This window comes from Pseudoalteromonas sp. JSTW, from assembly GCF_013423925.1.
Classification (GTDB): Bacteria; Pseudomonadota; Gammaproteobacteria; order Enterobacterales; family Alteromonadaceae; genus Pseudoalteromonas; species Pseudoalteromonas lipolytica.
Window position 1 is genome coordinate 3,066,822 of record NZ_CP058972.1, and the last position, 25,975, is coordinate 3,092,796.

At 43.4% G+C, this 25,975-nt stretch carries 27 protein-coding genes and 1 riboswitch; of the genes, 14 read left to right on the forward strand and 13 right to left on the reverse strand.

What is annotated here, in order from left to right:
• Complete coding sequence (locus GZH31_RS13810; RefSeq protein WP_180311118.1) at window positions 1-993, reverse strand: peptidase U32 family protein; 993 nt, start codon at window positions 991-993, stop codon at window positions 1-3.
• Between the two features lie 80 nt (window positions 994-1,073).
• Here GZH31_RS13810 and GZH31_RS13815 point away from each other — a divergent pair, with 80 nt between their 5' ends.
• Complete coding sequence (locus GZH31_RS13815) at window positions 1,074-1,592, forward strand: SCP2 domain-containing protein (protein WP_036973036.1); 519 nt, start codon at window positions 1,074-1,076, stop codon at window positions 1,590-1,592.
• A 134-nt stretch (window positions 1,593-1,726) separates the two neighbouring features.
• Here GZH31_RS13815 and GZH31_RS13820 read toward each other — a convergent pair whose 3' ends face one another.
• Both GZH31_RS13820 and GZH31_RS13825 read right to left on the reverse strand, forming a co-directional pair.
• Window positions 1,727-2,098, reverse strand: a complete 372-nt coding sequence (locus GZH31_RS13820; RefSeq protein WP_036973038.1) for a hypothetical protein — start codon at window positions 2,096-2,098, stop codon at window positions 1,727-1,729.
• A 69-nt stretch (window positions 2,099-2,167) separates the two neighbouring features.
• Complete coding sequence (locus GZH31_RS13825) at window positions 2,168-3,781, reverse strand: MFS transporter (protein ID WP_065978353.1); 1,614 nt, start codon at window positions 3,779-3,781, stop codon at window positions 2,168-2,170.
• A 278-nt stretch (window positions 3,782-4,059) separates the two neighbouring features.
• Between GZH31_RS13825 and narL the strand changes: the two genes are divergently transcribed.
• The 3 genes from narL to GZH31_RS13840 are packed head-to-tail and all read left to right on the forward strand — an operon-like array spanning window position 4,060 to window position 6,272.
• The gene (narL, locus tag GZH31_RS13830) at window positions 4,060-4,713 is read left to right on the forward strand and encodes a two-component system response regulator NarL (RefSeq protein WP_036973040.1); all 654 of its coding nucleotides are present in this window, start codon (window positions 4,060-4,062) and stop codon (window positions 4,711-4,713) included.
• A 2-nt stretch (window positions 4,714-4,715) separates the two neighbouring features.
• Window positions 4,716-5,972: a gephyrin-like molybdotransferase Glp gene (gene glp, locus GZH31_RS13835; protein ID WP_180311119.1), complete on the forward strand. Its 1,257-nt coding sequence runs from the start codon at window positions 4,716-4,718 to the stop codon at window positions 5,970-5,972.
• A 15-nt stretch (window positions 5,973-5,987) separates the two neighbouring features.
• Window positions 5,988-6,272, forward strand: a complete 285-nt coding sequence (locus GZH31_RS13840; protein WP_036973042.1) for a hypothetical protein — start codon at window positions 5,988-5,990, stop codon at window positions 6,270-6,272.
• On the opposite strand, the gene GZH31_RS13845 is transcribed toward GZH31_RS13840, so the two are convergent.
• From GZH31_RS13845 to GZH31_RS13890, 10 genes are all read right to left on the reverse strand, one after another.
• The gene (locus GZH31_RS13845) at window positions 6,269-7,444 is read right to left on the reverse strand and encodes an ATP-binding cassette domain-containing protein (protein WP_180311120.1); all 1,176 of its coding nucleotides are present in this window, start codon (window positions 7,442-7,444) and stop codon (window positions 6,269-6,271) included. The genes GZH31_RS13840 and GZH31_RS13845 overlap by 4 nt on opposite strands.
• A gap of 14 nt (window positions 7,445-7,458) precedes the next feature.
• Window positions 7,459-8,151 carry a molybdate ABC transporter permease subunit gene (gene modB / locus GZH31_RS13850; RefSeq protein WP_036973043.1) on the reverse strand — a complete coding sequence of 231 codons (693 nt, stop codon included), beginning with the start codon at window positions 8,149-8,151 and terminating at the stop codon, window positions 7,459-7,461.
• A gap of 4 nt (window positions 8,152-8,155) precedes the next feature.
• Window positions 8,156-8,908 carry a molybdate ABC transporter substrate-binding protein gene (gene modA, locus GZH31_RS13855; RefSeq protein WP_180311121.1) on the reverse strand — a complete coding sequence of 251 codons (753 nt, stop codon included), beginning with the start codon at window positions 8,906-8,908 and terminating at the stop codon, window positions 8,156-8,158.
• 10 nt (window positions 8,909-8,918) lie between these two features.
• A complete protein-coding gene (locus GZH31_RS13860; protein WP_065978350.1) occupies window positions 8,919-9,368 on the reverse strand; it encodes a molybdenum cofactor biosynthesis protein MoaE in 450 nt (149 codons plus the stop codon).
• A gap of 2 nt (window positions 9,369-9,370) precedes the next feature.
• Window positions 9,371-9,616 carry a molybdopterin converting factor subunit 1 gene (moaD, locus tag GZH31_RS13865; protein WP_065978349.1) on the reverse strand — a complete coding sequence of 82 codons (246 nt, stop codon included), beginning with the start codon at window positions 9,614-9,616 and terminating at the stop codon, window positions 9,371-9,373.
• Window positions 9,617-9,631: 15 nt separating this feature from the next.
• Complete coding sequence (moaC, locus tag GZH31_RS13870) at window positions 9,632-10,102, reverse strand: cyclic pyranopterin monophosphate synthase MoaC (protein WP_180311122.1); 471 nt, start codon at window positions 10,100-10,102, stop codon at window positions 9,632-9,634.
• Entirely contained in the window at window positions 10,102-10,653 is a 552-nt protein-coding gene (gene moaB / locus GZH31_RS13875; RefSeq protein ID WP_036973048.1) for a molybdenum cofactor biosynthesis protein B, read from the reverse strand. The genes moaC and moaB overlap by 1 nt, the downstream gene beginning before the upstream one ends.
• Entirely contained in the window at window positions 10,641-11,213 is a 573-nt protein-coding gene (locus tag GZH31_RS13880) for a molybdenum cofactor guanylyltransferase (RefSeq protein WP_074989362.1), read from the reverse strand. The genes moaB and GZH31_RS13880 overlap by 13 nt, the downstream gene beginning before the upstream one ends.
• A 1-nt stretch (window position 11,214) precedes the next feature.
• The gene (moaA, locus tag GZH31_RS13885; RefSeq protein ID WP_036973049.1) at window positions 11,215-12,186 is read right to left on the reverse strand and encodes a GTP 3',8-cyclase MoaA; all 972 of its coding nucleotides are present in this window, start codon (window positions 12,184-12,186) and stop codon (window positions 11,215-11,217) included.
• A riboswitch (molybdenum cofactor riboswitch) is annotated at window positions 12,174-12,305 on the reverse strand. (Overlaps the previous gene by 13 nt.)
• 123 nt (window positions 12,306-12,428) lie before the next feature.
• Entirely contained in the window at window positions 12,429-14,252 is a 1,824-nt protein-coding gene (locus tag GZH31_RS13890; protein WP_083422916.1) for a histidine kinase, read from the reverse strand.
• Between the two features lie 267 nt (window positions 14,253-14,519).
• Here GZH31_RS13890 and GZH31_RS13895 point away from each other — a divergent pair, with 267 nt between their 5' ends.
• The 10 genes from GZH31_RS13895 (at window position 14,520) to GZH31_RS13940 (ending at window position 25,943) form a co-directional block, all read left to right on the forward strand.
• Complete coding sequence (locus tag GZH31_RS13895) at window positions 14,520-18,245, forward strand: nitrate reductase subunit alpha (protein ID WP_075593987.1); 3,726 nt, start codon at window positions 14,520-14,522, stop codon at window positions 18,243-18,245.
• Between the two features lie 14 nt (window positions 18,246-18,259).
• Window positions 18,260-19,795 (forward strand): nitrate reductase subunit beta, encoded by a 1,536-nt coding sequence (gene narH, locus GZH31_RS13900; RefSeq protein ID WP_036973051.1) that lies wholly within the window; start codon window positions 18,260-18,262, stop codon window positions 19,793-19,795.
• A gap of 3 nt (window positions 19,796-19,798) precedes the next feature.
• Entirely contained in the window at window positions 19,799-20,512 is a 714-nt protein-coding gene (gene narJ / locus GZH31_RS13905; protein WP_036973052.1) for a nitrate reductase molybdenum cofactor assembly chaperone, read from the forward strand.
• 10 nt (window positions 20,513-20,522) lie between these two features.
• The gene (narI, locus tag GZH31_RS13910; protein WP_036973053.1) at window positions 20,523-21,206 is read left to right on the forward strand and encodes a respiratory nitrate reductase subunit gamma; all 684 of its coding nucleotides are present in this window, start codon (window positions 20,523-20,525) and stop codon (window positions 21,204-21,206) included.
• Between the two features lie 45 nt (window positions 21,207-21,251).
• On the forward strand, window positions 21,252-22,028 hold the full coding sequence (locus GZH31_RS13915) for a peptidylprolyl isomerase (protein ID WP_036973054.1): 777 nt from the start codon (window positions 21,252-21,254) through the stop codon (window positions 22,026-22,028).
• A 15-nt stretch (window positions 22,029-22,043) separates the two neighbouring features.
• A complete protein-coding gene (locus tag GZH31_RS13920) occupies window positions 22,044-22,184 on the forward strand; it encodes a hypothetical protein (protein WP_155950865.1) in 141 nt (46 codons plus the stop codon).
• 112 nt (window positions 22,185-22,296) lie between these two features.
• On the forward strand, window positions 22,297-22,917 hold the full coding sequence (gmk, locus tag GZH31_RS13925; protein ID WP_180311123.1) for a guanylate kinase: 621 nt from the start codon (window positions 22,297-22,299) through the stop codon (window positions 22,915-22,917).
• Between the two features lie 110 nt (window positions 22,918-23,027).
• A complete protein-coding gene (gene rpoZ / locus GZH31_RS13930) occupies window positions 23,028-23,303 on the forward strand; it encodes a DNA-directed RNA polymerase subunit omega (protein ID WP_036973056.1) in 276 nt (91 codons plus the stop codon).
• 130 nt (window positions 23,304-23,433) lie between these two features.
• On the forward strand, window positions 23,434-25,539 hold the full coding sequence (gene spoT / locus GZH31_RS13935) for a bifunctional GTP diphosphokinase/guanosine-3',5'-bis pyrophosphate 3'-pyrophosphohydrolase (RefSeq protein ID WP_036973057.1): 2,106 nt from the start codon (window positions 23,434-23,436) through the stop codon (window positions 25,537-25,539).
• A gap of 11 nt (window positions 25,540-25,550) precedes the next feature.
• Window positions 25,551-25,943, forward strand: a complete 393-nt coding sequence (locus GZH31_RS13940; RefSeq protein ID WP_036973059.1) for a RidA family protein — start codon at window positions 25,551-25,553, stop codon at window positions 25,941-25,943.
• Window positions 25,944-25,975: the final 32 nt, after the last annotated feature.

Here is a 25,975-nt window from a genome sequence, read left to right on the forward strand (position 1 = left end):
CTATTTCCACTTGCGATGATACGCACCTAAGGTGGTTTGCTGCCCCTCAGATAAACTGTCCAGCGTCGTTTGCCAATGCGTTTCAACACTGAAGTCAGTCACATTTTGCTTTGCATGGTCAATAGCCTGTCGCCAAACGCGTGTAACTTGCTCAACATAGGCAGGGCTGCGCTGTCGGCCTTCAATTTTAACGGCCGCAATATTCATGGCTAATAACTCAGGTAACAGAGAAAGTGTATTTAAGCTCGTTGGCTCTTCTAAGGCATGGTAGGTTTCGTTATTTACAACAAAACGCCCTTTACATAACGTTGGATAACCGGCTTGCTCATCGTCAGTGAACTGATCAATCAATACATCATTCAAGCGTGATTGCATTCGAGCGCCCTGTTGTTGCCAACGAACAAACTTGGCCGGTGAACAGGCACCTGTTGTATTAGGTGATTCGCCTGTTAAATATGAAGATAAATAACAACGCCCTTCGGCCATAATACATAAACTACCAAAGGCAAAAAGCTCAAGTTCGATGTCGGTGGTGGTTGCCAATTGCCTGACCTGTTGCAAACTTAATACCCTAGGCAATACCACTCGCTTCACACAAAACTGCTTATAAAAATCAATTGCGAGTGCATTTGTCACCGATGCCTGCACACTGACATGCATTTCTTGGTGCGGATAATTATTCGCAATAAAATCAAGCGCAGCAATATCAGCAACAATCAGGGCATCTACCCCCACTGCAATCGCTTCATCAATGGCATGCTTCCATCTTGTAAAATGATTGGGGTGAGCAAAGGTGTTAATAGCAACATGCAATTTTCTTTTATGCTGCTGACAATAGTCTGCCGCTTCAACGAGTTGCCGCTCATTCAAGTTAAGGCCCGCAAAGTGACGCGCATTGGTATCATTGTTTAAGCCAACGTAAACCGCATCAGCGCCTTGCGCAATTGCCCTTCTTAACGAGGGTAAGTTTCCTGCTGGGCAAAGTAACTCCATACCCACTCCTGATTATTTAAACTAAGAAATAAATTATCAATAATGGTAAGCCAGCAAACCTAATAAGGTAATCTACTAATATGATTAGTCTCACTGATATTATGAAGCATAAAACTCCGCCATTTTTTACCCCGAAATGGCTAACTGCTATTACTCATCTCACGCCAACCGCAGGCATAAGTTGGCTGATAGAACAGCGAATAAACCTCATTTTTAAAACACAGATCAACGACGGTGAGCTCGACTTTTTAATTGATAAACAGTTATGCATTGACGTCGATAACCTGCCACTCAGCTTGCTTATTTCGCTCAATGCGACCTCTAAACGGTTAACTATTTTCTCTATAAAACCGTGGTTACTCCCTAAAGAACACCTCAAATACGACGGAAAGTTAACAGGGAGTAGTGATACATTTTTAAGTTTGATGAGTGGAAAATACGACCCTGATACACTTTTTTTCTCACGTAAATTAGCAATCCAAGGCGACACAGAACTGTGCCTAACTGTTAAAAACTGGCTCGATACGCAAGACCCACAAGCAAGCTTGCCAGACTGGTTATTTAATCAGTTAACAGAGTACGTAGAGTCATTACAATAAAAAGAAGGCAGCGAGTAGCTGCCTTCTTTTTACATTTAGGAGAGTTGTGCACAGAGCACACTAACGGCCATTAATCAGTTTAATATCGACCACTTACTTTGTGCCATTATTGCCGTGCAATTTTTTATACTGACTTAACTACCGACCATTTCTACAAGGTTATCTTCTCTGTCGAGGACAACATACAACGCCGTGTTTTTACCACTTTGTACGTCTTTAATCATCGCCTTCATGCTACTTTCAATCAGGCTGACCTCTGTATTAGCACCAATACTGGTGACAAATAATAAATCCCATGCTTGGTTTATGTTATCTGCTTCGTGACAAAGCGCCGTATAGTCAGTTAACTCACTAGGCAGTTTATCAACACACATAACAGGCTCAATCACCCCTTTATTGACATCGTTAACTGAACTTTCAACATTTGCTTTTGTAAATAACAACAGTAGCTTAACGGGTTCAGCTTGATGGCGAGCCATGGATAATAATTCTTGAAACTTACTCATATTCTTTTCCTGCAACAATAGAAAAAGAGCCAAAAACCGAAGTTGATGGCTCTGGACAAGTGGAGATCGTTATGGATTATAAAATTCGCCGTCTTTTCTTAAGTAGAACCACCAATTAATAATCAAACATAGCGCATAAAATACCGCGAAACCAATCAGTGCTACCTCAGGTGTTGTCGCTTTAATTTGCTGACCAAATACCATTGGAATATAAAATGCACCGTATGCAGCCACTGCCGAAGTCCAACCTAATACAGGGCCTGCTTGTTCTTTAGGAAACACCATCGCAATCGTTCTAAAGGTTGAGCCATTACCAATCCCTGTTGCTCCAAATAGCACTAAGAATAAGATGAAAAATGGCATAAAGAACTCTTCAGGTGTAGGCGACTGATAAGCCTCTTTCATGTAATAGGCCGCACCTAACGACGAGCCAATCATTACCACAGAACACACCTGTGTTACTAACGCACCACCCCATTTATCAGCAATCCACCCACCTAGTGGACGAATTAATGCCCCAATAAATGGTGCCATCCACGCATACATGAGCGCACTTGGGCCATTTGGGTTTAAGGTACTATGGGTCATCACACCATCAACCATAATGTGTTGAAAACCAAAAATAACTTTGATTGCTAACGGAAATGCTGCCGCAAAACCAATAAATGAACCAAACGTCATGGTGTAAATCGTGCTCATTACCCAGGTATGTTTATTATTAAAGATTTGATATTGCTTAGTGAGGCTTTTACCAATCGCCCCCGGTATCATCTTCAGTAAAAATACGGTAATAGCAACAACCAGCACCAGTACCAACTCTTTCGGTACCCCAAAGCCAGAACCATTTGCTGATTCAGGAAGCATCAACCACAGACCAGCCGCCGCAGTGGCAAGACCAATCGTTAGCATCACAGAAATCATTGCAAATGCACTCAGAGGGCTGCCTAAGTTTGGTGACACTTCTGGCGTGCGAATGTTATTCATACCAAACCATGTTGCAAAGAACAGCGGTATTAAGAACAGTAGCCATAAAAAACCACCGTTTTGCAGCCAAGTTTCAGAACCGGCTGGAATTTTACCAATCAAACTTCCCGACGTGCTCACCAACGTAATTGGATCGCCGCCCAATGCACCAAACACCCCATATGTCATAAACAATGGAATCAAAATCTGCATCGTTGTCACACCAAAGTTACCTAACCCTGCATTGAGACCCAGCGCTAAACCTTGTTGTTTTTTTGGAAAGAAAAAGCTGATATTTGACATTGAAGAAGCAAAGTTACCCCCACCAATACCCGACAACAAAGCAAGTAACTGATATTGCCACAATGGTGTCGTTGGGTCTTGTAATGCCAAACCGGTAAATAGAGCCGGAATTATGAGTAGCGATGTAGTGAAGAACAGCGTGTTTCTGCCACCACAAAAGCGAATGAAGAAACTACTGGGAATACGTAATGTAGCACCAGAAAGTCCAGCTATCGCCGTCAGCGTAAATAGCTCATCTGCGCTAAAACTAAACCCTGCATTCATCATCTGAACGGTCAAGATTCCCCAGTAAAGCCAAACAGCGAAGCCACAAAGTAAACTTGGGATCGAAATCCATAAATTCCTTTGCGCAATTTTTTTACCTTGGGAATTCCAGAAAGCTTCATTTTCCGGTTCCCACTTGTCTAGTTCAGCCATATGCTGCTCCATTTCGTTCTAATTGAACTTACTATGCGCACATAAAATCAACTCAACAATTCACATTGATGGGTAAGCCACACACAGCATAAACAGCAAACAACTACCACTTAGTGGGTATATTTAAGCGTAAGCAATTGTTTATCATTAAATAATATAAGAAAGCTTAAGGTTATTAGGAGTAATAGGGAGGCTTTTTGGTGAATACTTTATTGATCCACGTTAAGATATTTTTAAACCGCCAGTCTTTCAGGCTAAAGCCAACAAAGAGTTAAAGTATGAATGCACTAACCAGCTCAATTTTATTAGTTGATGATCACCCATTGCTACGCAAAGGCCTACAACAGTTAATCGATTTAGAAGACGAACTCGTCGTCATCGGTGAGGCAGCAACAGGCAAAGAAGGGCTACAGTTAGCTATAGAGCATGATCCCGATCTCATTATTCTTGACCTTAATATGCAAGGAATGGATGGCTTAGAAACCCTTAAAGCCATGCGTGCCAGTGATGTTACATCGCGTATTATTATGCTAACGGTTTCTGATAACGATGAAGACGTGCTCACTGCAATCAGCTATGGCGCAGATGGTTACTTACTAAAAGACATGGATCCTGAAGAAATTCTCGAAAAAATAAAACAAGCGGCACTGGGTAAAATGGTGCTGAGTGAAAAGCTCACAGGGGTACTCGCCCAAGCTATCCGCAAACCTGATGTATCGCAAAAAGCGAACATCCTCAATTCACTCACTAGCCGTGAATTTGAAATCCTCAAGTTAATTGCGAAAGGGTTATCAAACAAGTTAATCGCACGAGAATTAGATATTTCTGATGGCACCGTTAAAGTGCATGTAAAACACCTGCTGAAAAAGCTAAACCTGCGCTCACGTGTTGAAGCTGCCGTGTGGATAATCAATCAGCAAAAAGGGGCTTAATAATGAATCAGTTTTCGAGTGAGCAGCCCCTGCTCTCTTTTCAACACGCTAGCGAAGCACTTTTATCAGACACGCCGTTATTAGTTAAAACAGAGACACTGCCTTTATCGGCTGCTCATCGTCGTATTCTTGCTGCACCGATTATCGCCGACATTAATGTGCCTAACGCAGATAACTCAGGAATGGATGGTTTTGCATTTCGTTTTAGTGACTTAAATGAACACACACATTTAAATATTATTGGCACTGCCTATGCCGGGCATCCATTCAACGGCGAATGGCAATCAGGTTGCTGCATACGCATCATGACAGGCGCACATATTCCGGCTGGTTTTGATACGGTGATAATGCAAGAACATGTCACGCTCTCCACTGAACAAACAATCACTTTAAACACTAAGCCTTGCTTTGCACAAAATGTACGTAAACAAGGTGAAGATATCAGTATCGGCAGCCAATTATTTGCATCAGGGCAACGCTTAACAGCCACAGATATCGGTATGCTTGCCTCGCTTGGTATTGCCTCTGTTAGCGTTTATAAGCCACTTAAAGTGGGGGTTATTTCTACGGGCGATGAACTTTTTGAACCCGGCACGCCACTTTCACAAGGTGGAATTTACGATACTAACCGTTACACGATTCAGGCTATTTTAACTAATTTAGGCTTTGCGGTGCAGGATTTTGGCATCATTGCTGACGACCCTGACGCGCTAAAGTTGGCTTTTGAAGAAGCACTTTCAAATACCGATGTCATTATTACCTCGGGTGGTGTGTCGGTCGGTGATGCTGATCACACAAAAACAGTGCTCACAGAGCTTGGTCAAATGCAGTTTTGGAAAGTAGCAATAAAGCCAGGTAAACCATTCGCATACGGTCATTTTAAGCATTTAACACAAGACGGCCACAACAAGCGATTTATGGGATTACCAGGCAACCCGGTTTCAAGTGTTGTGACATTGCATCAACTCGCGATACCTGCGCTTCGTAAAATGGCTGGTGAAACAGTGCGTACACAGCCTCCCCTTCAGTTACCTTTAGCGTGTGATATTAGTAAAAAACAAGGTCGCGCTGAATTTATTCGTGCTTCATTAGTTGTCGATAACACAGGAACCTATATTGAGCCTTTAAAAGGACAAGGTTCTGGCATGCTCAGTACTTTTGCAAAAAGCCAAGGTTATTTATTGCTTGATGCTGAAAAAACTCAGTGGCAAAGTGGCGACTTAGTGCCCTTTATTCCTTTTGATTGTGCATTAAATTAGAAGCAAAGCAGTCAAATGCAAACACGTAAACCTGACCGCGTCACCGCCATGCAGCAATTAATCGAGCAGGTAAAAGTAGAGCTTCCCTTATACGAACCTGATACCTTTTTTTGTGGCACCGATAACTCGTGTATCGGCTGCCCTAAAAAGCTAATGGAGTTGGTTGATACCGAACTATGCTACTGGGAACACCAGCTGCAAATAGGCACAATCCCTAATTTTGACGATATTTCTCGATTCGCGAAGCTCTGCAAAAATGTAAAACGCGGTTTAGTAAGAAATAACTTAGTCGATAGTTAACCGTGTAATGCGTCCGCTTTACCTATTAAAAACCACGTTTCATCTAATTTAGGCTGTAGTTGATTAAATGATAAGCGCGTGATCCACACATGCAATGATGCGGGTTTATGCACACCGTCTTGTTCGCTGTTAGCGAGCCTTACTTTCACCAACATACCTTGCTCTTTTCCCATATTAACGGGGTAAAACGCCGTGATCCGCACTTTTAATTGGTTCACAAAACTACTCTCTGGTAGTGCTATTTTTGATAAACCCAGACGATTTGCTTTCAGTATTAATGGCTGCAAACGCCCTATTTGATGCTCTGAATTATACGCAGCAAAGCAGCGCTGCCCGCCAACGTGATACTCCGTTAAGCCCAGCGCAGGAAAGTGAGCATGAACCTGTCCGTAAAACATAGAGGTAAATTGACTTCCCTGTATGTTCTCACTCGATTGGCTCTCTAGTAACTGCTGCTGATAACGCTCAACACCTTCATCCACAGGGAACATTTGCCACTGTGTACTATTGTTTATCGTATGCTGCAATAAGCAGCTATCAGCTAAAGCTAATACATCATCCAGTTGGTGGCATGCTAACAAAGCAGCACCTTGCACTTTACAAAGGTAGTCTTTTATAACCCCTATACAGGCTTGCTTATTAAGTTGATCGAGACCGGTAAGCACTTCATCTAATAATAATAAAGGCGCTCCTTTTATCATCGCAAGCAAAAGCGCAACGCGCTGGCGCTGTCCACCACTTAATTGGTGAGCCCGATACACTAGTTTGTCGGTCAGCCCTAAGGGGTCTATTGCCCAACTTATATCAAATGGCTGCGCTTGTTGCTTAGCAACCAACTTTAATAAAGCGGCAATGCTTAGGTGGTCAAATAACAAAGGAGACTGTGTTACGTAAGCGATGCGGCGCTTATGTGCTGGCATACCTAACTGCTGCTGCCCTGTTACTTTTAACCCGCCAGAAGCAGGAGCAACACCCGCAATTGCATTAAACAAACTGCTTTTACCTGTACCACTTGGGGCTAATAACACCGTTATTTGCAAGGTCTTAAGCTGACAATCAAGTTGCTGAGTAACAGGCTCTGAACAATTAAGTTCAATATGCGCAACCACAGGCTTAGACGTACACTGTGGGTCTGAAATACCCATGCTGCTGTCGCTATTTAATGCCATCATCTGTTTAAACCTATTCAAAGCAAGCTGGTTGGTGTACTTACACGCTGCGTTTGCCTTTGCCACCATTGACATGCAAACACAACGGCAAATGAGAACACGAGCATCAGCCCTGCAAGCATATTTGCAGCCTGAAGATTAAAACTCTCAACATGATCAAATAACGCCAGTGACACAACTTGAGTTTCTCCTGGAATATTACCGCCAATCATTAAAATAACACCAAACTCCCCCACCGTATGGGCAAAGCTTAAAGTCGCAGCGGTATAAATAGCCGGTTTAATCATGGGGAGTACTAACCATAAAAACTGCTTCCATGGCTTAAAGCCCAATAAGGCAGCACTGCTGTATAAGTTATCTGGCAATTGTTCAAATGCACTTTGTAAGGGCCGAAAAGTAAAAGGTAAGCTGTAGATCATCGACGCCACTAAAATCCCCGAAAAGCTAAAGACTAACTGTATACCCAAGGTATTTTGCAGCCATAAACCGATACCTTGTTGCGGCGAAAATAACACTAAAAAGTAATACCCTAATACCGTAGGAGGCAAAACTAAAGGCAAGGTAATTAAGGTTTCGAGGAAGGGTTTTATGGCCCGTTTACTTCGCGCAAGCCAATATGCGCAGGGAATCGTTATTACTAACAACGCCAGCGTACTTAACGCAGCAAGTTTTAACGTAATAAAGATGGCTTGCAAGTCTCCCTCGCTCATAGTATTACCTATAGCCCATTGATTTTATTAGCTGTTGTGCCTGTTCAGTTTGAACAAAATGATAAAACTGACGCGCAAACACTGAGTCTTTTACTAATAAAACATGCTGCTCAATTGGCTGATACCACTCACTGGGAATGGCGATAGCCGTGCCATTATGTGGTTGTTGCAGTAGGCTTTTTGCAATTAAACCTAACTCTGCATTTTGGCTTTCAACATATTGAAAAGCATGCAAAATAGATCCCCCCGTTACTGTTTTTTTCGGCTTGGTTTGTAAATGAGCCAATACCTCAACCGCAGCCTGTCCATAAGGTGCATAACGTGGATTCGCAATAGCTAAAGTAATATGGGGCAAACGTGTCATAACGCCTTCCAAACTGTCATAGCCCTCAGACGAATAAAACACCAATTCGCCAAGCGCATACACTGTGCTTTCAATGCCAAAACCATCGGTTTTTAGTTGTGTAGGTAATATTGCATCGGCTGAAAAAAATACGTCATAAGGGGCTCCATAACGAAGCTGTGTTGCGAGTGTGCCTGATGAGCCAGTCACCACTTTAACCTGTATATCGGTTTTAATCTGTGCTTTGAATACTGGCAGCAACTGATCCATTACAGCGACAAAGTTAGCCGAGCAAGCAATCGTTAGCGAAGAAGATGTGTCTTTATCATTAGCGCTTGCAGGCAATACACAGCAAAATAAAACCAGCACAGTCGCTATCGTGTATGTGGTTAGTTTATTTGTTAGCCACTGCATTGTTTCAACCCTACAGCCACTGGGCAGCCGCTATTTGATCTTTATGATTGGCACTCACCCAACGAGTCTGCTCCCCTTCAACGTGCTCTTTTTTCCAAAATGGCGCACGCGCTTTAAGTAAATCAATTAAATACTGTGCTGCTTCAAATGCGGCTTCGCGGTGGACACTCGACACTGCCACCAGCACAATTTGATCTGTTAAGCTTAATTTACCAACGCGGTGAATTAAGGTTACCTTTTCCAAAGGCCATAATGACAACGCTTGCTGCTCTAACTGGGTAAGGTATTTCTCTGTCATCGCCGGATAATGCTCTAGATATAAACTATCGACTTGATGGCCTTGATTAATGTCGCGAACACGGCCTACAAACATAACCACGGCGCCCGACACCGAGTCGTCTGCTAACATGGATTGATACTCTTCGTTCATATCGAAATCATGTTCTTGTACACGGATCATCACTAACCTCCAGTGACAGGTGGAAACATAGCAACCTCATCGCCAGTGCCGACCGCAGCATTATCATCAACCAAAATTTGGTTTACGGCCACTAACACATCTTTATCGAGTAACCAGGTGTGCCAACGCTCATCTCGTTCAGCCAATGTTTGGCGTAACTGCCTAACCGACATACCTTGTGCATCTAGTTGCACCGAGTCACAGCCTAAACGTTCACGTAACTGTGCAAAAAAAAGTACCTTATTCATTCATACTCCCCTTAATTAGCCAATATAGGTGCCGCGTCTGCCACCACTTTTATAGGTAACTCGCATGTTCTGTACTGTCATACCTTGGTCAACCGCTTTACACATATCGATAATAGTGAGTGCTGCAATCGATACCGCAGCTAACGCTTCCATTTCAACCCCGGTTTGCCCAACTAACTTGCAATAACTGTGAATATCAACCGCACTGCCTTGGTTGTTAATAGAAAACTCAACCGCCACCTTACTTAACGCCAACGGATGGCAAAGGGGGATCAAATCAGCTGTTTTTTTTGCTGCTTGAATTCCTGCAATACGTGCGACAGCTAATACATCGCCTTTGTCTAACTGATTTTGCTCAATAAGAGCGAGCGTTTTTGGCTGCATCACGACCGTTGCGCATGCACGCGCTTCTCGCACTGTTGCTGATTTATCTGCAACATCAACCATGCTTGCTTGACCACTTTTATCTATGTGGGTTAACTGCATTAATTCATCTCCCGAGAGTGGCATTGTTCAACACGATGTGATTTAAGCTCTGCTACAAAATTACATGGCCCACACCGCGAATCGAGTTGCTGACATAAAATCTCATCCCAGGCGGTAGCACACGCATTTGGGCTACCCGGCATAGCAACAACAAGGGTTCTATTCGAAAGCCCTGCTAACGCTCTGGATTGCAGTGATGAGGTGCCAATTTGCGAACAAGACAAATGCCTGAATAACTCACCAAAACCGCTCACAGACACATCAAATAACACATCGATTGCCGAAGGCGTAATATCATCTGGTGTCAGTCCAGTGCCACCAGAAATCAGTACCACGTCAATATCGTCACTGGCTATCCATGTAGCGACTTCCGCGCGTACTTTATAAATATTGGCTTTATGTAATTGTCGATTAAGCACATGATGCCCACTGTCTATGACTTTTTGCTGCAACAAATCACCCGCAGTGTCTTGCTCAGGGCCTCGACTATTACTCACTGTTAAAATCGCTATGTTTAATGGTACAAAGCGGTTGCTTTTTACTCGCGCCATGCGTAATCCTTTTGATCAACCAAACAACGAGCCTGTGCCCATTGTTGTGGTGTATTAACGTTATATAGTTCACGACCCTCGCCATTTGACTCAAACAATTCAATGACGGCCGCTCCAAGCTCTTCAAGTAAACCACTGACAGAGCGCTGCCCATGCTCTAAACGTTGCTGGGCAATTAAACTCGCGCGTTCAAGCCGATTGAGGTAACAAGGCAATACACTGTGTGCAAAGTAACAAGCACAATCTCGTCTGCGCCCTTGGTTGATAAGGGTGCGTAAACTTGTTTTAGATAGCAGCGGCATATCAATAGGAATAACAAGCGCATCATCATACTCAGCGTGATTCAAACAGGCATGAATACCCGCTACAGGTCCTTGCTGTACAAATTTATCAACGATAAAACCGCTGCTATTTCGACTCACAATGACCTCATCGCAGCCCGCGTCTTTAAGGCAAGCAATCGCGCGTGTTAATTGCGTTTGACCATTAATTTCAAGTAAAGCCTTATCTTGCCCCATGCGGCGAGAAAGCCCTCCAGCCAGAACAATACCCACTAACATACTAACCCCCTAACATAGCCAGTTGTTTGGTCAGCCCTGTTCGTCCCATTTGTAATTGATGGCCTTGCCATTTATGTTGAACACTGCTTAAAAGGTGAGTGGCTAAGCCTCTAACATCTTGATTATCTAACCATGGCGTTAAGTCATCATTTGCTTCACCAAATAAACACAAATGCAATTTGCCTTCAGCAGAGACGCGTAAGCGGTTGCAGCTTGCACAAAATGCCTTACTGTAAGGCATGATCAAGCCAATTTGACCCGCATAGTGAGGGTGAAAAAATTCTTCGGCTGGGCCCGCATCCACCGCTTTGGGGGCTGCTCGCCAACCCGACTGTAAAAGCTGTTGTTTAAGTTGCTGACCTTGTACATGTTGGGCATTGAAATAAGCCCGGTTATCACCGGTTTGCATCAGTTCAATGAAACGAAATGTGACAGGCTTATCTTTAATATAATCAAGAAATTGCTGTAATTGGTTGGCATTGTATTGCTTGAGTAAGACCGCGTTTAATTTAACTTTTTTAACACCCAGCTCTAAGGCTTTATCAACACAGCTAAGCACTTCATGTAATGAGTCACTGCCGGTGATTTGCGAAAATGTATAAGGATTCAAGCTATCGGCGCTCAGGTTTAGGTTTGTTAAACCACTGGCCACTAAACGAGGAAGTTTTTCAAGTAAGCGATAGCCATTGGTTGTCATTGCAACGGTATCAATACCTTGGGTTTCACTGCATGCTGCGACGATATCGGCAAGATCTTTGCGCAAAGTGGGTTCGCCGCCAGTTAAGCGTATTTTTTTAGTACCCGCCATCGCAAAGGCGTTTACCAAGGTGCTAATTTTATCAACACTGAGGGTTTTCGGGCGAGCATCACACACGTAGCCATCCGGTAAGCAGTAATTACATTTAAAATTACAGACTTCCGTTACTGACAAGCGTAAGTAATTATATTTTCTATCAAAATTATCTTGCAACATCACAGCCTTTCCAAGTCGGGAGGCAAACAAATTTCTTTATTTACCCGGTGGTCACCCACGGTACATTAACCATGCTAAAAACTAGTTTAGGTCGATGTACTTCAGCATCTTGGATACAGCTTAGAGAGTTTGCATTTGCATCACCATACAAAAGAATGGGCAGACAAACTACCCACAAATAAGTAATCTACAGCAACAAGCCCATTATCAATCATGCGCTTATACATTATAAAATCTTTAAATCACTGATACAGATCTTTACCGCCGACAGGCAAAAACGTCAGTTTTACTTGTGTCCCCTGCTCTTCTCGAGGTAATACCACTAACTCACCATTAAGGTGTTTGGCTCGCTCTTGCATAATAGCCATGCCGTAATGGTTTAATTTCTCTGCATTGTGGCTAATCCCTACGCCATCATCACTAATAGCAAGCTCTAATTGACCATCATCAAGTTGCTTTAAGGTGATCCACGCATTGTTCGCCTGTGAATGGTGCACGGTGTTTTGGCTTGCCTCTCGTGCAATTTGTAAGATATGAATTTCTTCCATTGGTGATAAAGGCACTTGCTTAACGGCAAACTCTAAATGAAACGAAATGCTGCTTTGCGAGGCTAACTGATCAATGGTTTTATTCAGCGATGCCTCTAACCCCTCTTCCACCATTTTTAAACGAAAAGTGGTTAATAGTTCACGTAATTGCCGATATGCAGAATCTAACCCCATTTTAAGTTCATCAATAATCGGCTGCTGCATATCATATTGCTGCTTATTCTGCGTTTTCGACAAGCGTGTCACTTGAATTTTCAAATACGATAATGCTTGTGCTAAAGAGTCATGTAACTCACGCGCAATCACCGTACGCTCATGGAGTAACGCGATACGACGGTCTTGATTATGCTGCTCGTCAAGGTTAAGCGACAAGGCAACCTGGTCGGTCACCGACTGAACAAGCTGTAACTGCCAAGAATCTTCGGCAAAGCATTTGCCTCCACGCACAACAATCACACCATAATGGTTATCCCCATACACTAATGGAAAGCGTGTTACGGTGCTGTCATCAATTGATACAAATGCAGCGCTCCCAATACAGTTATCACAACTTTGAGCGCGGCATGCTCCCTTGTCATCGTGTGTTGGTTTTATTTGTACATACGGCTGGTCGCCACCCGATGTCATTAAGCATAACTCAATGTCATTAACGCCAATGAGTTGCGACAACTCATCAAACGTTTGCTGTAAGTCATGCTTTTTTTCTCTAGTTTCCAGTAGCAAACGGGCTGTTTTAAACAAAAACGCAAGGGTCTGATTATTTAACTCAAGCTTTTCAGTTTGCTGCTTTACGCGTAATTCAAGTTGGCCATACATTGATGCTATCGCCTCGCAGGTATGGTTCAAGGTGGCTCCCATTAACGCCAGTTCGTCATCGCCCTGTAAATCAACATGATGCGTAAAATTTCCTTTCCCGATAGCGTAGGCAGCGTGAGTCAGTTCAGCCAAAGGCTTTTCAACCCTTAAACTGATTAAATGCAAGGTAAACATGCCCACCAATAAGGTAATAAACAACGCGCCAACTTGAATAGTGCGCAGTAATCTAATTTTGCTTTCAGCATCTATTTGCACCGCATAAACAAATGCATCAGCATTTTGAGCGAGTGTTTTTACGTAGAGATTAAATTGAGCCTTATCTTCTATCGGTAGGTTAAGCAGTGCGGGCTTTAAGAATGATTGCCAATGAACAATGGTTTGCTGCCACAACACATTTAACTGTTCATCATTTTGTAGCTTCTGAAAAATGGGGTTTCTTAGTTTTTCTTCAAATATTGCAATGCGTTTATCTATTTCCTGTTTGTTTCCTTCAAGGCCGTACATTCCCAGCTGATACGACTCCATTCTCAGCGAGCCACTCAAATTAATTGCGCGAGCATCTAAGTCGGCTAATTCTGTGATCCAATACGATGCAAACAAGGTCGTAATGGCCAGACTAATAATCCCGACCAATGACCCTTTGATATACACCATGACCGAGCCATTAAATCGATTTTTTAGTTCATTTAACCGAATACCCACAATAATTACCCACCTTTTCTATGTTACGAAACCATAACGCTTGTATGTTATCAACACCAGTATTTTCACCCTAACAGCCCCACATTTACACTACCTCTTTGTAGGTATTCTCATAATATTCATGGCCTTACCCCCCATTGAGATATTGATCCTCATCAAGTTACTGTAGCGGTGAAACACTATATTTGATTTGCAATGTAGCTTTCTGCCGCTTCAAGGTGCCTAGTGATTGAGCGCTAAAGTTGAGCAGGATAGGAGAATAAGTAAATGAGCCATTTGTTGAATAAAATGCGCTTTTTCAAGACTAACAAGCAAAGCTTTGCGGGTAGTCACGGTGTAACAACTGATGAAAATCGCGATTGGGAAGACGGCTATCGTCGTCGCTGGCAGCATGACAAAATTGTACGCTCTACACATGGTGTAAACTGTACAGGTTCATGCAGTTGGAAAATTTATGTAAAAGATGGGCTAGTTACCTGGGAAACTCAGCAAACAGACTACCCTCGTACACGTCCTGACTTACCAAATCATGAACCTCGTGGTTGTCCTCGTGGAGCAAGCTACTCGTGGTATATTTACAGTGCCAACCGCTTAAAATACCCTAAAGTTCGTCAAGCATTATTAAAACTGTGGCGCGAAGCTAAGCAAGTACATAGTGATCCAGTTAAAGCATGGGAATCAATTGTTACTGACCCTGCTAAAACGAAAAGCTACAAATCAAAACGTGGTTTAGGTGGCTTGATCCGTGCTAAATGGGATGAAGTGAACGAGATCATCGCGGCTTCTAATGTTTACACCGCAAAAACGTACGGCCCCGACCGTATCATGGGATTCTCACCTATTCCTGCAATGAGTATGGTTAGCTACGCGGCTGGTTCGCGTTATTTATCACTGATTGGTGGTAACTGCTTAAGCTTCTATGACTGGTATTGTGATTTACCACCTGCATCGCCACAAATTTGGGGGGAACAAACAGACGTTCCAGAATCAGCTGATTGGTATAACTCAAATTATATCATTGCTTGGGGCTCAAATGTTCCACAAACACGTACTCCTGATGCTCACTTCTTTACTGAAGTACGCTACAAAGGCACCAAAACGGTTGTTATTACTTCTGACTACTCTGAGTGCTCTAAATTATCAGATATTTGGTTATCGCCAAAACAAGGTACCGATGCTGCTCTGGCAATGGCCTTTGGACATGTAATTCTAAAAGAATTCCACATTGAAAAACCAAGTAGTTATTTTACCGACTACGTTCGCCGCTACACCGATATGCCTATGCTTGTCGTGTTGGATAAAACCGACCAAGGCTACACACAAGGTGCCTTCTTACGTGCAGCAGACTTGGCTGATAACTTAGGCCAAGACAACAACCCGAAATGGAAAACCATTGGTCTTGATGAAACAAGCAATGAACTTGTCTCACCAACGGGGGCTATTGGCTATCGTTGGGGTGAAAAAGGCAAGTGGAATATTGAGCAACGTGAAGGAACAAACGGCAGCGATATCAAGTTAGCGCTCAGCTTAAAAGATCACTCAGATAAAGTTGAATCAGTATTATTCCCTTACTTTGGTGGCCAAGCACATGAACTTGGTTACTTCCAACATACTGAACATGACGATATTCAAGTTCGTAAAGTCCCTGTTAAAACAATTACCCTCAAAGATGGTAGCGAAGCACTCGTTGCCACCGTATTTGACTTAATGATTGCGCATTACGGCGTTGACAACGGCTTGGACGACCCTGCGGTTGCAAAATCATATGAAGACAATGTGCCGTATACACCGGCATGGCAAGAAAAAATCACCGGTGTTAACGCAGCTCACGTAATCCAAGTAGCGCGTGAGTTTGCCGATAACGCAGACAAAACTCGTGGCCGCAGCATGGTCATCGTGGGTGCTGGACTTAACCACTGGTACAACATGGATATGAACTACCGTGGCTTAATCAACATGCTGATGATGTGTGGCTGTGTGGGTCAATCTGGTGGTGGCTGGGCTCACTATGTAGGCCAAGAAAAGTTACGTCCACAATGTGGCTGGTTACCGCTTGCGTTTGGTTTGGATTGGCAACGTCCGCCGCGTCAAATGAACGGGACGTCTTTCTTCTATAACCATTCTGATCAATGGCGTTATGAAAAACTTGAAATGACCGAAGTGCTGTCTCCTTTAGCAAATAAAGAAAACTGGACTGGCTCAATCATTGACTACAATACACGTGCAGAACGCATGGGCTGGTTACCTTCTGCCCCTCAACTAGGCATGAACCCACTGCAACTGTGTAAAGATGCAGAAAAAGCAGGATTATCAGCTAAAGATTATGCAGTGCAGCAACTTAAATCTGGTGATTTAGACTTTGCATGTGAAGACCCTGATAACCCTAAAAACTTCCCGCGTAACATGTTTATTTGGCGCTCTAATTTACTGGGTTCATCGGGTAAAGGTCACGAATACATGCTGCGTCATTTCCTCGGTACTAAGCATGGCTTGCAAGGTAAAGATCTTGGCGAAAGCGGAGATAAAAAACCTGAAGACGTTGTATGGCATGATGATGCACCTGAGGGCAAAGTTGATTTATGGGTCACACTTGATTTCCGTATGTCAACGACCTGTTTGTATTCCGATATCGTGTTACCAACCGCAACTTGGTACGAAAAAGATGATATGAATACATCCGACATGCACCCATTCATTCACCCACTTTCAAAAGCGGTTGATCCAGTGTGGGAATCACGTTCGGATTGGGATATTTTCAAAGGCATTGCGAAAAAATTCTCTGACTTATGTGAAGGTCACTTAGGTGTTGAGAAAGACTTAGTAACATCGCCACTCATGCACGACACGCCAAGCGAGTTAGCCCAGCCAGACGGCATTAGTATGTGGTGGAAAGGCGAATGCGATCTGATCCCTGGTGTCACAGCACCCAATATGATTGAAGTTGAGCGTGACTACCCTAATACCTACAACCGCTTTACCTCTCTTGGGCCACTGCTAGAGAAACTCGGTAATGGGGGTAAAGGTATTAATTGGAATACAGACCAAGAAGTGAAGTTTTTAGGTGAGTTGAATTACACGCACACCAGCGAAGGCCCACAAAAAGGTCGTCCAAAAATAGACACCGCTATTGATGCAGCTGAAGTCATTTTAAGTCTTGCTCCTGAAACCAATGGTCATGTTGCTGTTAAAGCGTGGCAAGCATTGGGTGAGTTCACGGGTCGCGACCATACACACTTAGCAACCCCTAAAGAAGATGAAAAAATTCGCTTCAGAGATATTCAAGCACAACCACGTAAAATCATCAGCTCACCAACATGGTCAGGGCTTGAAGATGAGCATGTGTCTTACAACGCAGGCTATACCAATGTGCATGAACTGATCCCTTGGCGTACCGTTACCGGCCGTCAACAATTTTACCAAGATCACCAATGGATGCGTGATTTCGGTGAAACCATGGTGTCGTACAAACCACCTGTAAACTTAAAAACAACTCAACCATTATTAGATAAAAAACCTAATGGTAATAAAGAGTTAGTTTTAAACTGGATTACGCCACACCAAAAATGGGGGATTCACTCAACCTACTCAGACAACCTACTTATGCTGACATTAAGCCGTGGTGGTCCGATTGTTTGGATCAGTGAAACGGATGCCACAGAAGGGGGTATTAAAGATAACGATTGGATCGAAATCTTCAATGTTAATGGTGCCATTGCAGCACGTGCCGTCGTATCACAGCGTGTACCACAAGGTATGAGCATGATGTACCACGCACAAGAGCGCATTGTAAACACACCAGGCTCTGAGATATCAGGAACTCGAGGCGGTATTCATAACTCAGTTACCCGCGCCATCATGAAACCAACCCATATGATTGGGGGTTATGCACAGCAATCATACGGCTTTAACTACTACGGTACTGTGGGCTGTAATCGTGATGAGTTTGTAATTGTCCGTAAGATGGACAAGGTTGATTGGCTAGATAACGAGTAACCGAGGATAAAATTATGAAAGTACGTGCACAAATTGGCATGGTCCTAAATTTAGATAAATGCATCGGTTGCCATACCTGTTCAATCACTTGTAAGAATGTATGGACTAGCCGAGAAGGTGTTGAATACGCTTGGTTTAACAACGTAGAGACCAAACCGGGTATTGGTTATCCGAAAGAATGGGAAAACCAGAGCAAATGGAATGGTGGCTGGAAACGCAACAGTAAAGGCGTATTAGAGCCCAAACAAGGTAATAAACGCCGTTTATTAGCTAATATTTTTGCTAATCCAGATTTGCCCGAAATTGATGATTACTACGAGCCGTTTGATTTTGATTATCAACATCTGCATAACGCACCTGATAGCAAGCACCAACCGGTTGCTCGCCCTCGCTCGTTAATTACGGGTCAGCGTATGGAGAAAATCAACTGGGGACCTAACTGGGAAGAGATTCTCGGGACTGAATTCTCAGAGCGTAAAAAAGATAAAAACTTTGACGACGTAGTACAAAAAGACATTTACGGGCAATTTGAAAAAACCTTCATGATGTATTTGCCACGATTGTGTGAGCACTGCATCAACCCAGCCTGTGTTGCTAGCTGCCCTTCTGGTGCGATTTATAAACGTGAAGAAGATGGCATTGTCTTAATTGACCAAGACAAATGCCGTGGCTGGCGGATGTGTGTATCAGGTTGTCCGTATAAGAAAATTTACTACAACTGGAAATCGGGTAAATCAGAGAAATGTATTTTCTGTTTCCCTCGAATCGAAGCAGGTCAACCCACCGTGTGTGCTGAAACCTGTGTAGGTCGAATTCGTTACTTAGGCGTCTTACTTTATGATGCAGACCGCATAGAAGAAGTTGCAAGTGTACCGAATGAGCAAGACTTATACCCAGCACAGCTTAGCATGTTCTTAGATCCGAACGATCCTGAGGTCATTGAAGCAGCACGCAAAGAAGGGATCCCTGAAAATTGGTTAGAGTCAGCACGCCAATCTCCTGTCTATAAAATGGCAATGGACTGGAAAGTAGCACTGCCTCTGCACCCTGAATACAGAACCTTGCCAATGGTTTGGTATATTCCACCATTGTCGCCGATTCAATCAGCGACAGAGGCTGGTCATGTTGGCATGAATGGCGTTATTCCTGACTTGAAGTCATTACGTATCCCCATGCGCTACCTTGCTAACTTACTTACGGCAGGTGATGAGAAGCCCGTTGTACGAGCACTTGAACGCATGATTGCTATGCGCGCTTTCAAACGTTCGCAACAAGTCGATGGCGTTGAAGATCTCGAAGTACTTCAGCAAGTTGGACTAAGCGCTGACCAAGTTGAGCAAATGTATCGTTATATGGCGATTGCCAATTACGAAGACCGCTTTGTGATACCCACCAGTCATAAATCGTATGCTGAAGATGCCTACGATATGAAAAATGGCTGTGGTTTCAGCTTTGGTAATGGCTGTAGTGATGGTAACAACGGCGTAAATTTATTTGGTGCCAAAAAAGCCACCGTGAAACAAATTATCCCCGTTGAGATCAAGGAGTAAGTTATGCAAGTTTTAAGTGTATTTTCTCATTTGCTTGATTACCCAACTGCTGAGCTTGTAGAAGCGAAAGATGAGCTAATTAGCACGCTTAAGCAAAGTTCACTAACAGAGCAAAATCAACGTGCTGTCTGTGATTTTATCACCACACAATGCGAAAAAGACATACTCGACTGGCAAGCCGAGTATGACGGATTGTTTGAACGTGGACGCGCGCTTGGTCTGTGGCTTTTTGAACATGTTCACGGTGAAAGCCGTGACCGTGGTCAAGCTATGGTCGACTTAGTAGAGCAATATAAACAGGCAGGTTTAGAGTTAAGTCAAAATGAACTACCTGACTACATTCCCCTGTTTTTAGAGTTCTTAGCAACCCAAGGTGAGGAGAATGCTCAGTCTTGGTTAGTTGAAGTTGATCATATTTTTGGTCTGCTATTGTGCCGACTCGAAAAACGAGAGAGTAACTACTCATTACTGTTTTTAAGCTTGCTAGAGCTTGCACAGAGTGACCTAGACCTCGAGGTATTACGCAAGCAAATCAACGGTGAAAAGCGCGACGATACGAAACAAGCAATTGACAAAGAATGGGAAGAAGAAGCCATTACTTTTGGTGCACAAGATGCAACTAACTGCCCAAGTTCAGTCAATCGCCCTGACGAAACTCAGCGCAAAGATCAATATGTTCCAGTTAGCTGGACTGACTTTAATCAAGAAGCCAGTTAAGGAGTTCATCATGAGTTATTTAAACACCTTTTTCTTTGGGATTTACCCCTATATCGCCTTAGCCGTGTTTGTTATTGGCTCGGTAATACGTTACGACCGAGAGCAGTACACATGGAAAACAGGCTCAAGCCAACTACTTGAAAGCAAAAAACTCAAGCAAGGCAGCCGCGCATTTCATATTGGTATCATTATGGTATTGCTCGGCCACTTTGTAGGCTTACTCACACCAGCAGAAGTATGGCATGTGTTTGGTATTGAAGCGGGTCACAAGCAACTGATTGCCATGACGTTAGGCGGTGTGTTTGGTTTGATTTGTTTTTACGGTCTAACCATTTTAATCAAACGCCGCTTATATGAACCGCGCATTAGAGCTACCAGTAGTAATATGGATATTGCAATTTTACTGCTGTTATACGTGCAGTTAATTTTAGGTTTATTGTCAATTTTTGTCTCAGCAGGTCATTTAGATGGTGCAGAAATGCTACTCCTAATGAGCTGGGCACAAAACATTGTGACCTTTGATTTAACCGAAGCAACCGCAGCAATTGCACAAGTACATTGGATTTATAAGCTACATGTTGCACTAGGTATGACGTTATTTGTGGTATTCCCATTTAGTCGCTTAGTTCATATTGCCAGCGTACCGGTACAATATTTAGGCCGAAACTACCAAGTGGTTCGTAGCAAATCTTAACCTATCATGCCCTGTTTCGACAGGGCATTCCCCCTCGAGGTCGATATGATTAACGTTAATCAACACACTATTAGCGAAACACAAATTCTTAATGAAATGCAGTATCACCCAGCCGACGATCATCGCGCTGCGATGGTAGAGGCGGCACAGAGTTTGATCATTGGCGAATTGTTACAACAACGCGCACAAGCGCTAAATATCAATCTAGATACGCACGCTTCAGACACCGACGAGCAACGCCAAAATAAATTGCTCGAAAAACTTATCGCTGCAGAAGTGCAACTGCCCCGTGCCAGCGCGACTGAGTGCGAACATTATTATCAACAAAACAAACCCAAGTTCACCACACCTCCGCTTATTGCAGCAAAACATATTTTACTTGCAGCACCGAGTAGTGATGAAAAAGCGCGTAGTCATGCGCTGAACCAAGCCGAAAACCTGCTTAACGCACTCTCGCAAGGCGCTTCTTTTAGTGAGCTTGCACAGCAATATTCAAAATGTGATTCGGCTCAGTTAGGAGGCCAACTTGGTCAAATAACAAAAGGGCAAACCGTCAGCGAGTTTGAACGTCAAGTATTCAGTGCTGATGTTGGCTTAATTGCTCACCCTATTGAAACCCGTTTTGGTTATCACCTTGTTTATGTTGATCATAAAGAGCCTGGGCTGCAACTGCCTTTTGAAGCCGTGGAGTCACGTATTGAGGACTACCTGAATAAAAAAGTAGAGCGCAAAGCCATCGCGCAATATATCCAACTATTAATTGCTGACGCCGATATTGAAGGCTTCGACTTTAATGTCAGCAGCAGTCCGCTTGTACAATAAAATAAAGGAAAACACATGAGTTGTTGTGGAGCCTGTGGTGGGCAAGAGAATACAAAACCAACCGATCAAGACAATACGCCGAGTGAGCAAGCTTTGGCGGATACCGCAAAGCACAAAGATGAGGGGCAAGCAGTCCCTGACAATGAAGACGAGTAATCTCACTGAAACTTGAGCACAACGCGTCAAATAAAGTACACTGTAGAATACAGTAAAGGCTTGTTGGAGTATTCGCTCCTACAAGCCTATTTATTTTCAATAGAGACAGATCATGGCGCAAACTCGCGGAAATTTATTTATCTTATCGGCCCCTTCAGGCGCAGGTAAATCAAGCTTAATTAGTGCATTACTAAACAAACACAGCGATATGAAAGTATCGGTTTCACACACAACTCGTTCACCTCGCCCAGGCGAAGAAAACGGTGTGCATTATCATTTTGTGTCGGTTGAGGAATTTAAAGCACTGATTGAAAAGAATGATTTCTTTGAATGGGCGCAAGTGTTCGATAATTACTACGGCACTTCAAAGCAAGCAATTGAGACTCAGCTTGCAGCAGGCATTGATGTATTTTTAGATATTGACTGGCAAGGTGCACAGCAAATTCGTAAATTAGTCGAAGATGTTGAAACCATTTTTATTTTGCCCCCCTCAAAAGAAGAGCTTGAGTCACGCTTAACGAACCGCGGCCAAGATTCGAGTGAGGTTATTGCAGGAAGAATGGCCAAAGCCCAGTCTGAAACCTCTCATTACAATGAATATGATTACGTTGTAGTAAATGACGACTTCGACACAGCCCTTGCTGAAATCGAAACAATTGTTATGGCAAAACGTTTATCACTCAAGAGCCAGGCACAGCGCCATCAAACGCTTTTAGAAAATTTATTAAAGTAAGACACGCGTTAATTAACGAATAGAGATAAAAATTAACCACTAGCTATTGGCGAATCTGACTTGGTGCAGTAAACTACGCCTTTGCTTAAGAATTTATTTGGAGTGCTAAGATGGCTCGCGTAACTGTTGAAGATGCAGTAGATGCAATTGGTAATCGTTTTGACTTAATTTTAGTTGCGGCTCGTCGTGCCCGCCAAATCGCGGTAGGTGGAAAAGATCCACTTGTTGACGCAGAAAATGACAAGCCGACAGTCATTGCTTTACGTGAAATTGAGAAAGGGTTAGTAAATAGCTCATCAATGGACTTAATTGATCGTGAAGAACAACAACACCAAGAAGCAGCAGAAATGGCTGCAGTGGCTGCTATCGTAGGTGGCAACCAATAATCAAGCTCCCCGCTTTGATTTCGCTAAACGGCTAGTATTTCAGCACTAGCCGTTGGCAAGCCCTTCTTTTCATCGTATATTCTATTCATACCGTTACCGATTTACTTCATTTGCGCATTGGAGTGTGACTTTGTATCTTTTTGAAGGTCTAAAAAAGAAAATATCCGAATATTTGTCTCCCGCCGATATCGAGCTGGTGCAAAAAGCTTACGTGGTTGCTCGTGAAGCCCACGAGGGTCAAACACGTTCAAGTGGCGAGCCCTACATTACTCACCCTGTCGAAGTGACACAAATTCTTGCTGGCATGCATCTCGATCACGAAACTTTAATGGCAGCATTAATGCATGACGTGATTGAAGACACCGACTTTAGCCAACAAGATTTAGCTGAGATTTTTGGCGACACAGTTGCCGAATTAGTTGAAGGCGTTAGTAAACTCGATAAGCTGAGCTTTAAAGACAAAAAAGAATTCCAAGCGGAAAACTACCGTAAAATGATCATGGCAATGACACAAGACATTCGCGTGATCTTAATTAAGCTGGCAGACAGAACGCACAATATGCGTACACTCGGCGCACTTCGTCCCGACAAGCGTCGTCGTATTGCCCGCGAAACACTCGAAATTTATGCGCCAATTGCAAATCGTTTAGGTATTCACGACATTAAAAATGAGCTGGAAGATTTAGGCTTTCAGGCACTCTATCCTATGCGTCATCGCGCTTTGAAATCTGAAGTGATCAAAGCCCGCGGTAATCGAAAAGAAGTCATCAGTAACATTAAAAGTGAAATCGAAGCACGCCTTGAAGAGGCTGGTATCGACGCCACGATTTCTGGCCGAGAGAAACACCTCTACAGCATCTATAAAAAAATGCTGAACAAAGAGCTCTCTTTTAACGAAGTCATGGATATTTACGCGTTTCGTATCAATGTAGATAACATGGATACCTGTTATCGCGTTTTAGGTGTTGCGCACAACTTGTATAAGCCAATTGAAACGCGCTTTAAAGATTACATTGCGGTGCCAAAAACCAATGGTTATCAATCATTGCATACATCATTAGTGGGCCCACATGGCATTCCGGTCGAAATTCAAATTCGTACCCACGATATGGATCATATGGCCGACAAAGGGGTTGCCGCTCATTGGATGTATAAAAAAGCCGGTGATAGCGCAGGTCACACCGCACAACAACGTGCACGCCAATGGATGCAAAGCTTACTTGAGCTACAACAAAGTGCTGGGTCATCGTTTGAGTTCGTAGAAAACGTTAAAACCGAGCTATTCCCTGAAGAGATTTATGTTTTCACGCCAGATGGCCGTATTGTTGAACTGCCCATGGGGGCAACCGCGGTTGACTTTGCCTATGCAGTGCATACCGATGTAGGTAATACCTGCGTGGGGGCACGTGTAAACCGCAAACCGCATCCACTGAGTAAAGCGCTTGATACGGGTCAAACCGTCGAAGTTATTACCAGTTCAGGCGCACACCCTAACGCCACGTGGCTCAACTTTGTGGTAACAGGTAAAGCCCGCTTAGGGATTCGTAACTACCTTAAAAGCCAACAGCACGAAGAAGCCTTGTTACTAGGGCGTCGCTTACTCGACTCAGCCCTTGGTGAGCAAAAACTGGATGACATTCCAGATGAAAATATTCGCCGCGTGCTTCAAGAACATGAACTGAATACCGTATTAGAGCTGTTGGTCGAAATAGGCTCTGGTAACTTAATGAGCGTCTTAATTGCCAAGCGCCTAATGCAAGTAGAGGCCGACGACCTTAATGCGCTTGCCAGAAAAGCCAAAGCGACCATTATCGGCACCGAAGGTATGCTCGTTAATTACTCTAAGTGCTGCCGTCCCGTTCCTGGAGATGCCATCACCGCGCATATCAGCCAAGGTAAAGGCTTAACGGTTCACCGCCAAGAATGTAAGAATATTCGCGGCTGGGAGAATGAACGTTCGAAATACTTGGTTGTAAAATGGGACGATAATCCCGAGAAAGAATACATTGCCGCCCTTCGTATTGAAATTATCAATCATCAAGGGGCACTTGCTAAGCTCACCAATGTCATCGCCTCAACCCAAGCAAACATTGTCGAGATAGCCACCGACGAAAAAGAAAGTAATCTATACATGATAGACTTAGGCATTACCGTGAAGAACCGTGTTCACGTTGCCAATATTATGCGTCGCATTCGTGTGATGCCAGATGTACAAAAAGTCTACCGTAAAAAGTAACAAGGATAATCATGAACAAATCTTTTATTTCTACTGACAATGCACCCGCAGCAATCGGCACTTACAGCCAGGCTGTTAAAGTAGGTACCGCTGTTTACTTATCAGGTCAAATTCCTCTTGTACCAGAAACAATGGACGTTATTTCTGAAGACTTTACAGAGCAAACACATCAAGTATTTAAAAACCTAACGGCTGTTTGCCAAGCCGCGGGTGGTCAAATTCAAGACATGGTTAAAGTCAATATTTTCCTGACTGACCTATCAAACTTTGCAATTGTTAATGAAGTGATGAGCCAGTACTTTAAACAACCTTATCCAGCTCGCGCTGCAATTGGCGTGCGTGCACTACCTAAAGGCGTGCAAGTTGAAATTGACGGTATTATGGAATTACCTTCAACGAACTAATACACACAGTGCCAGCAACCCCCTTGCTGGCA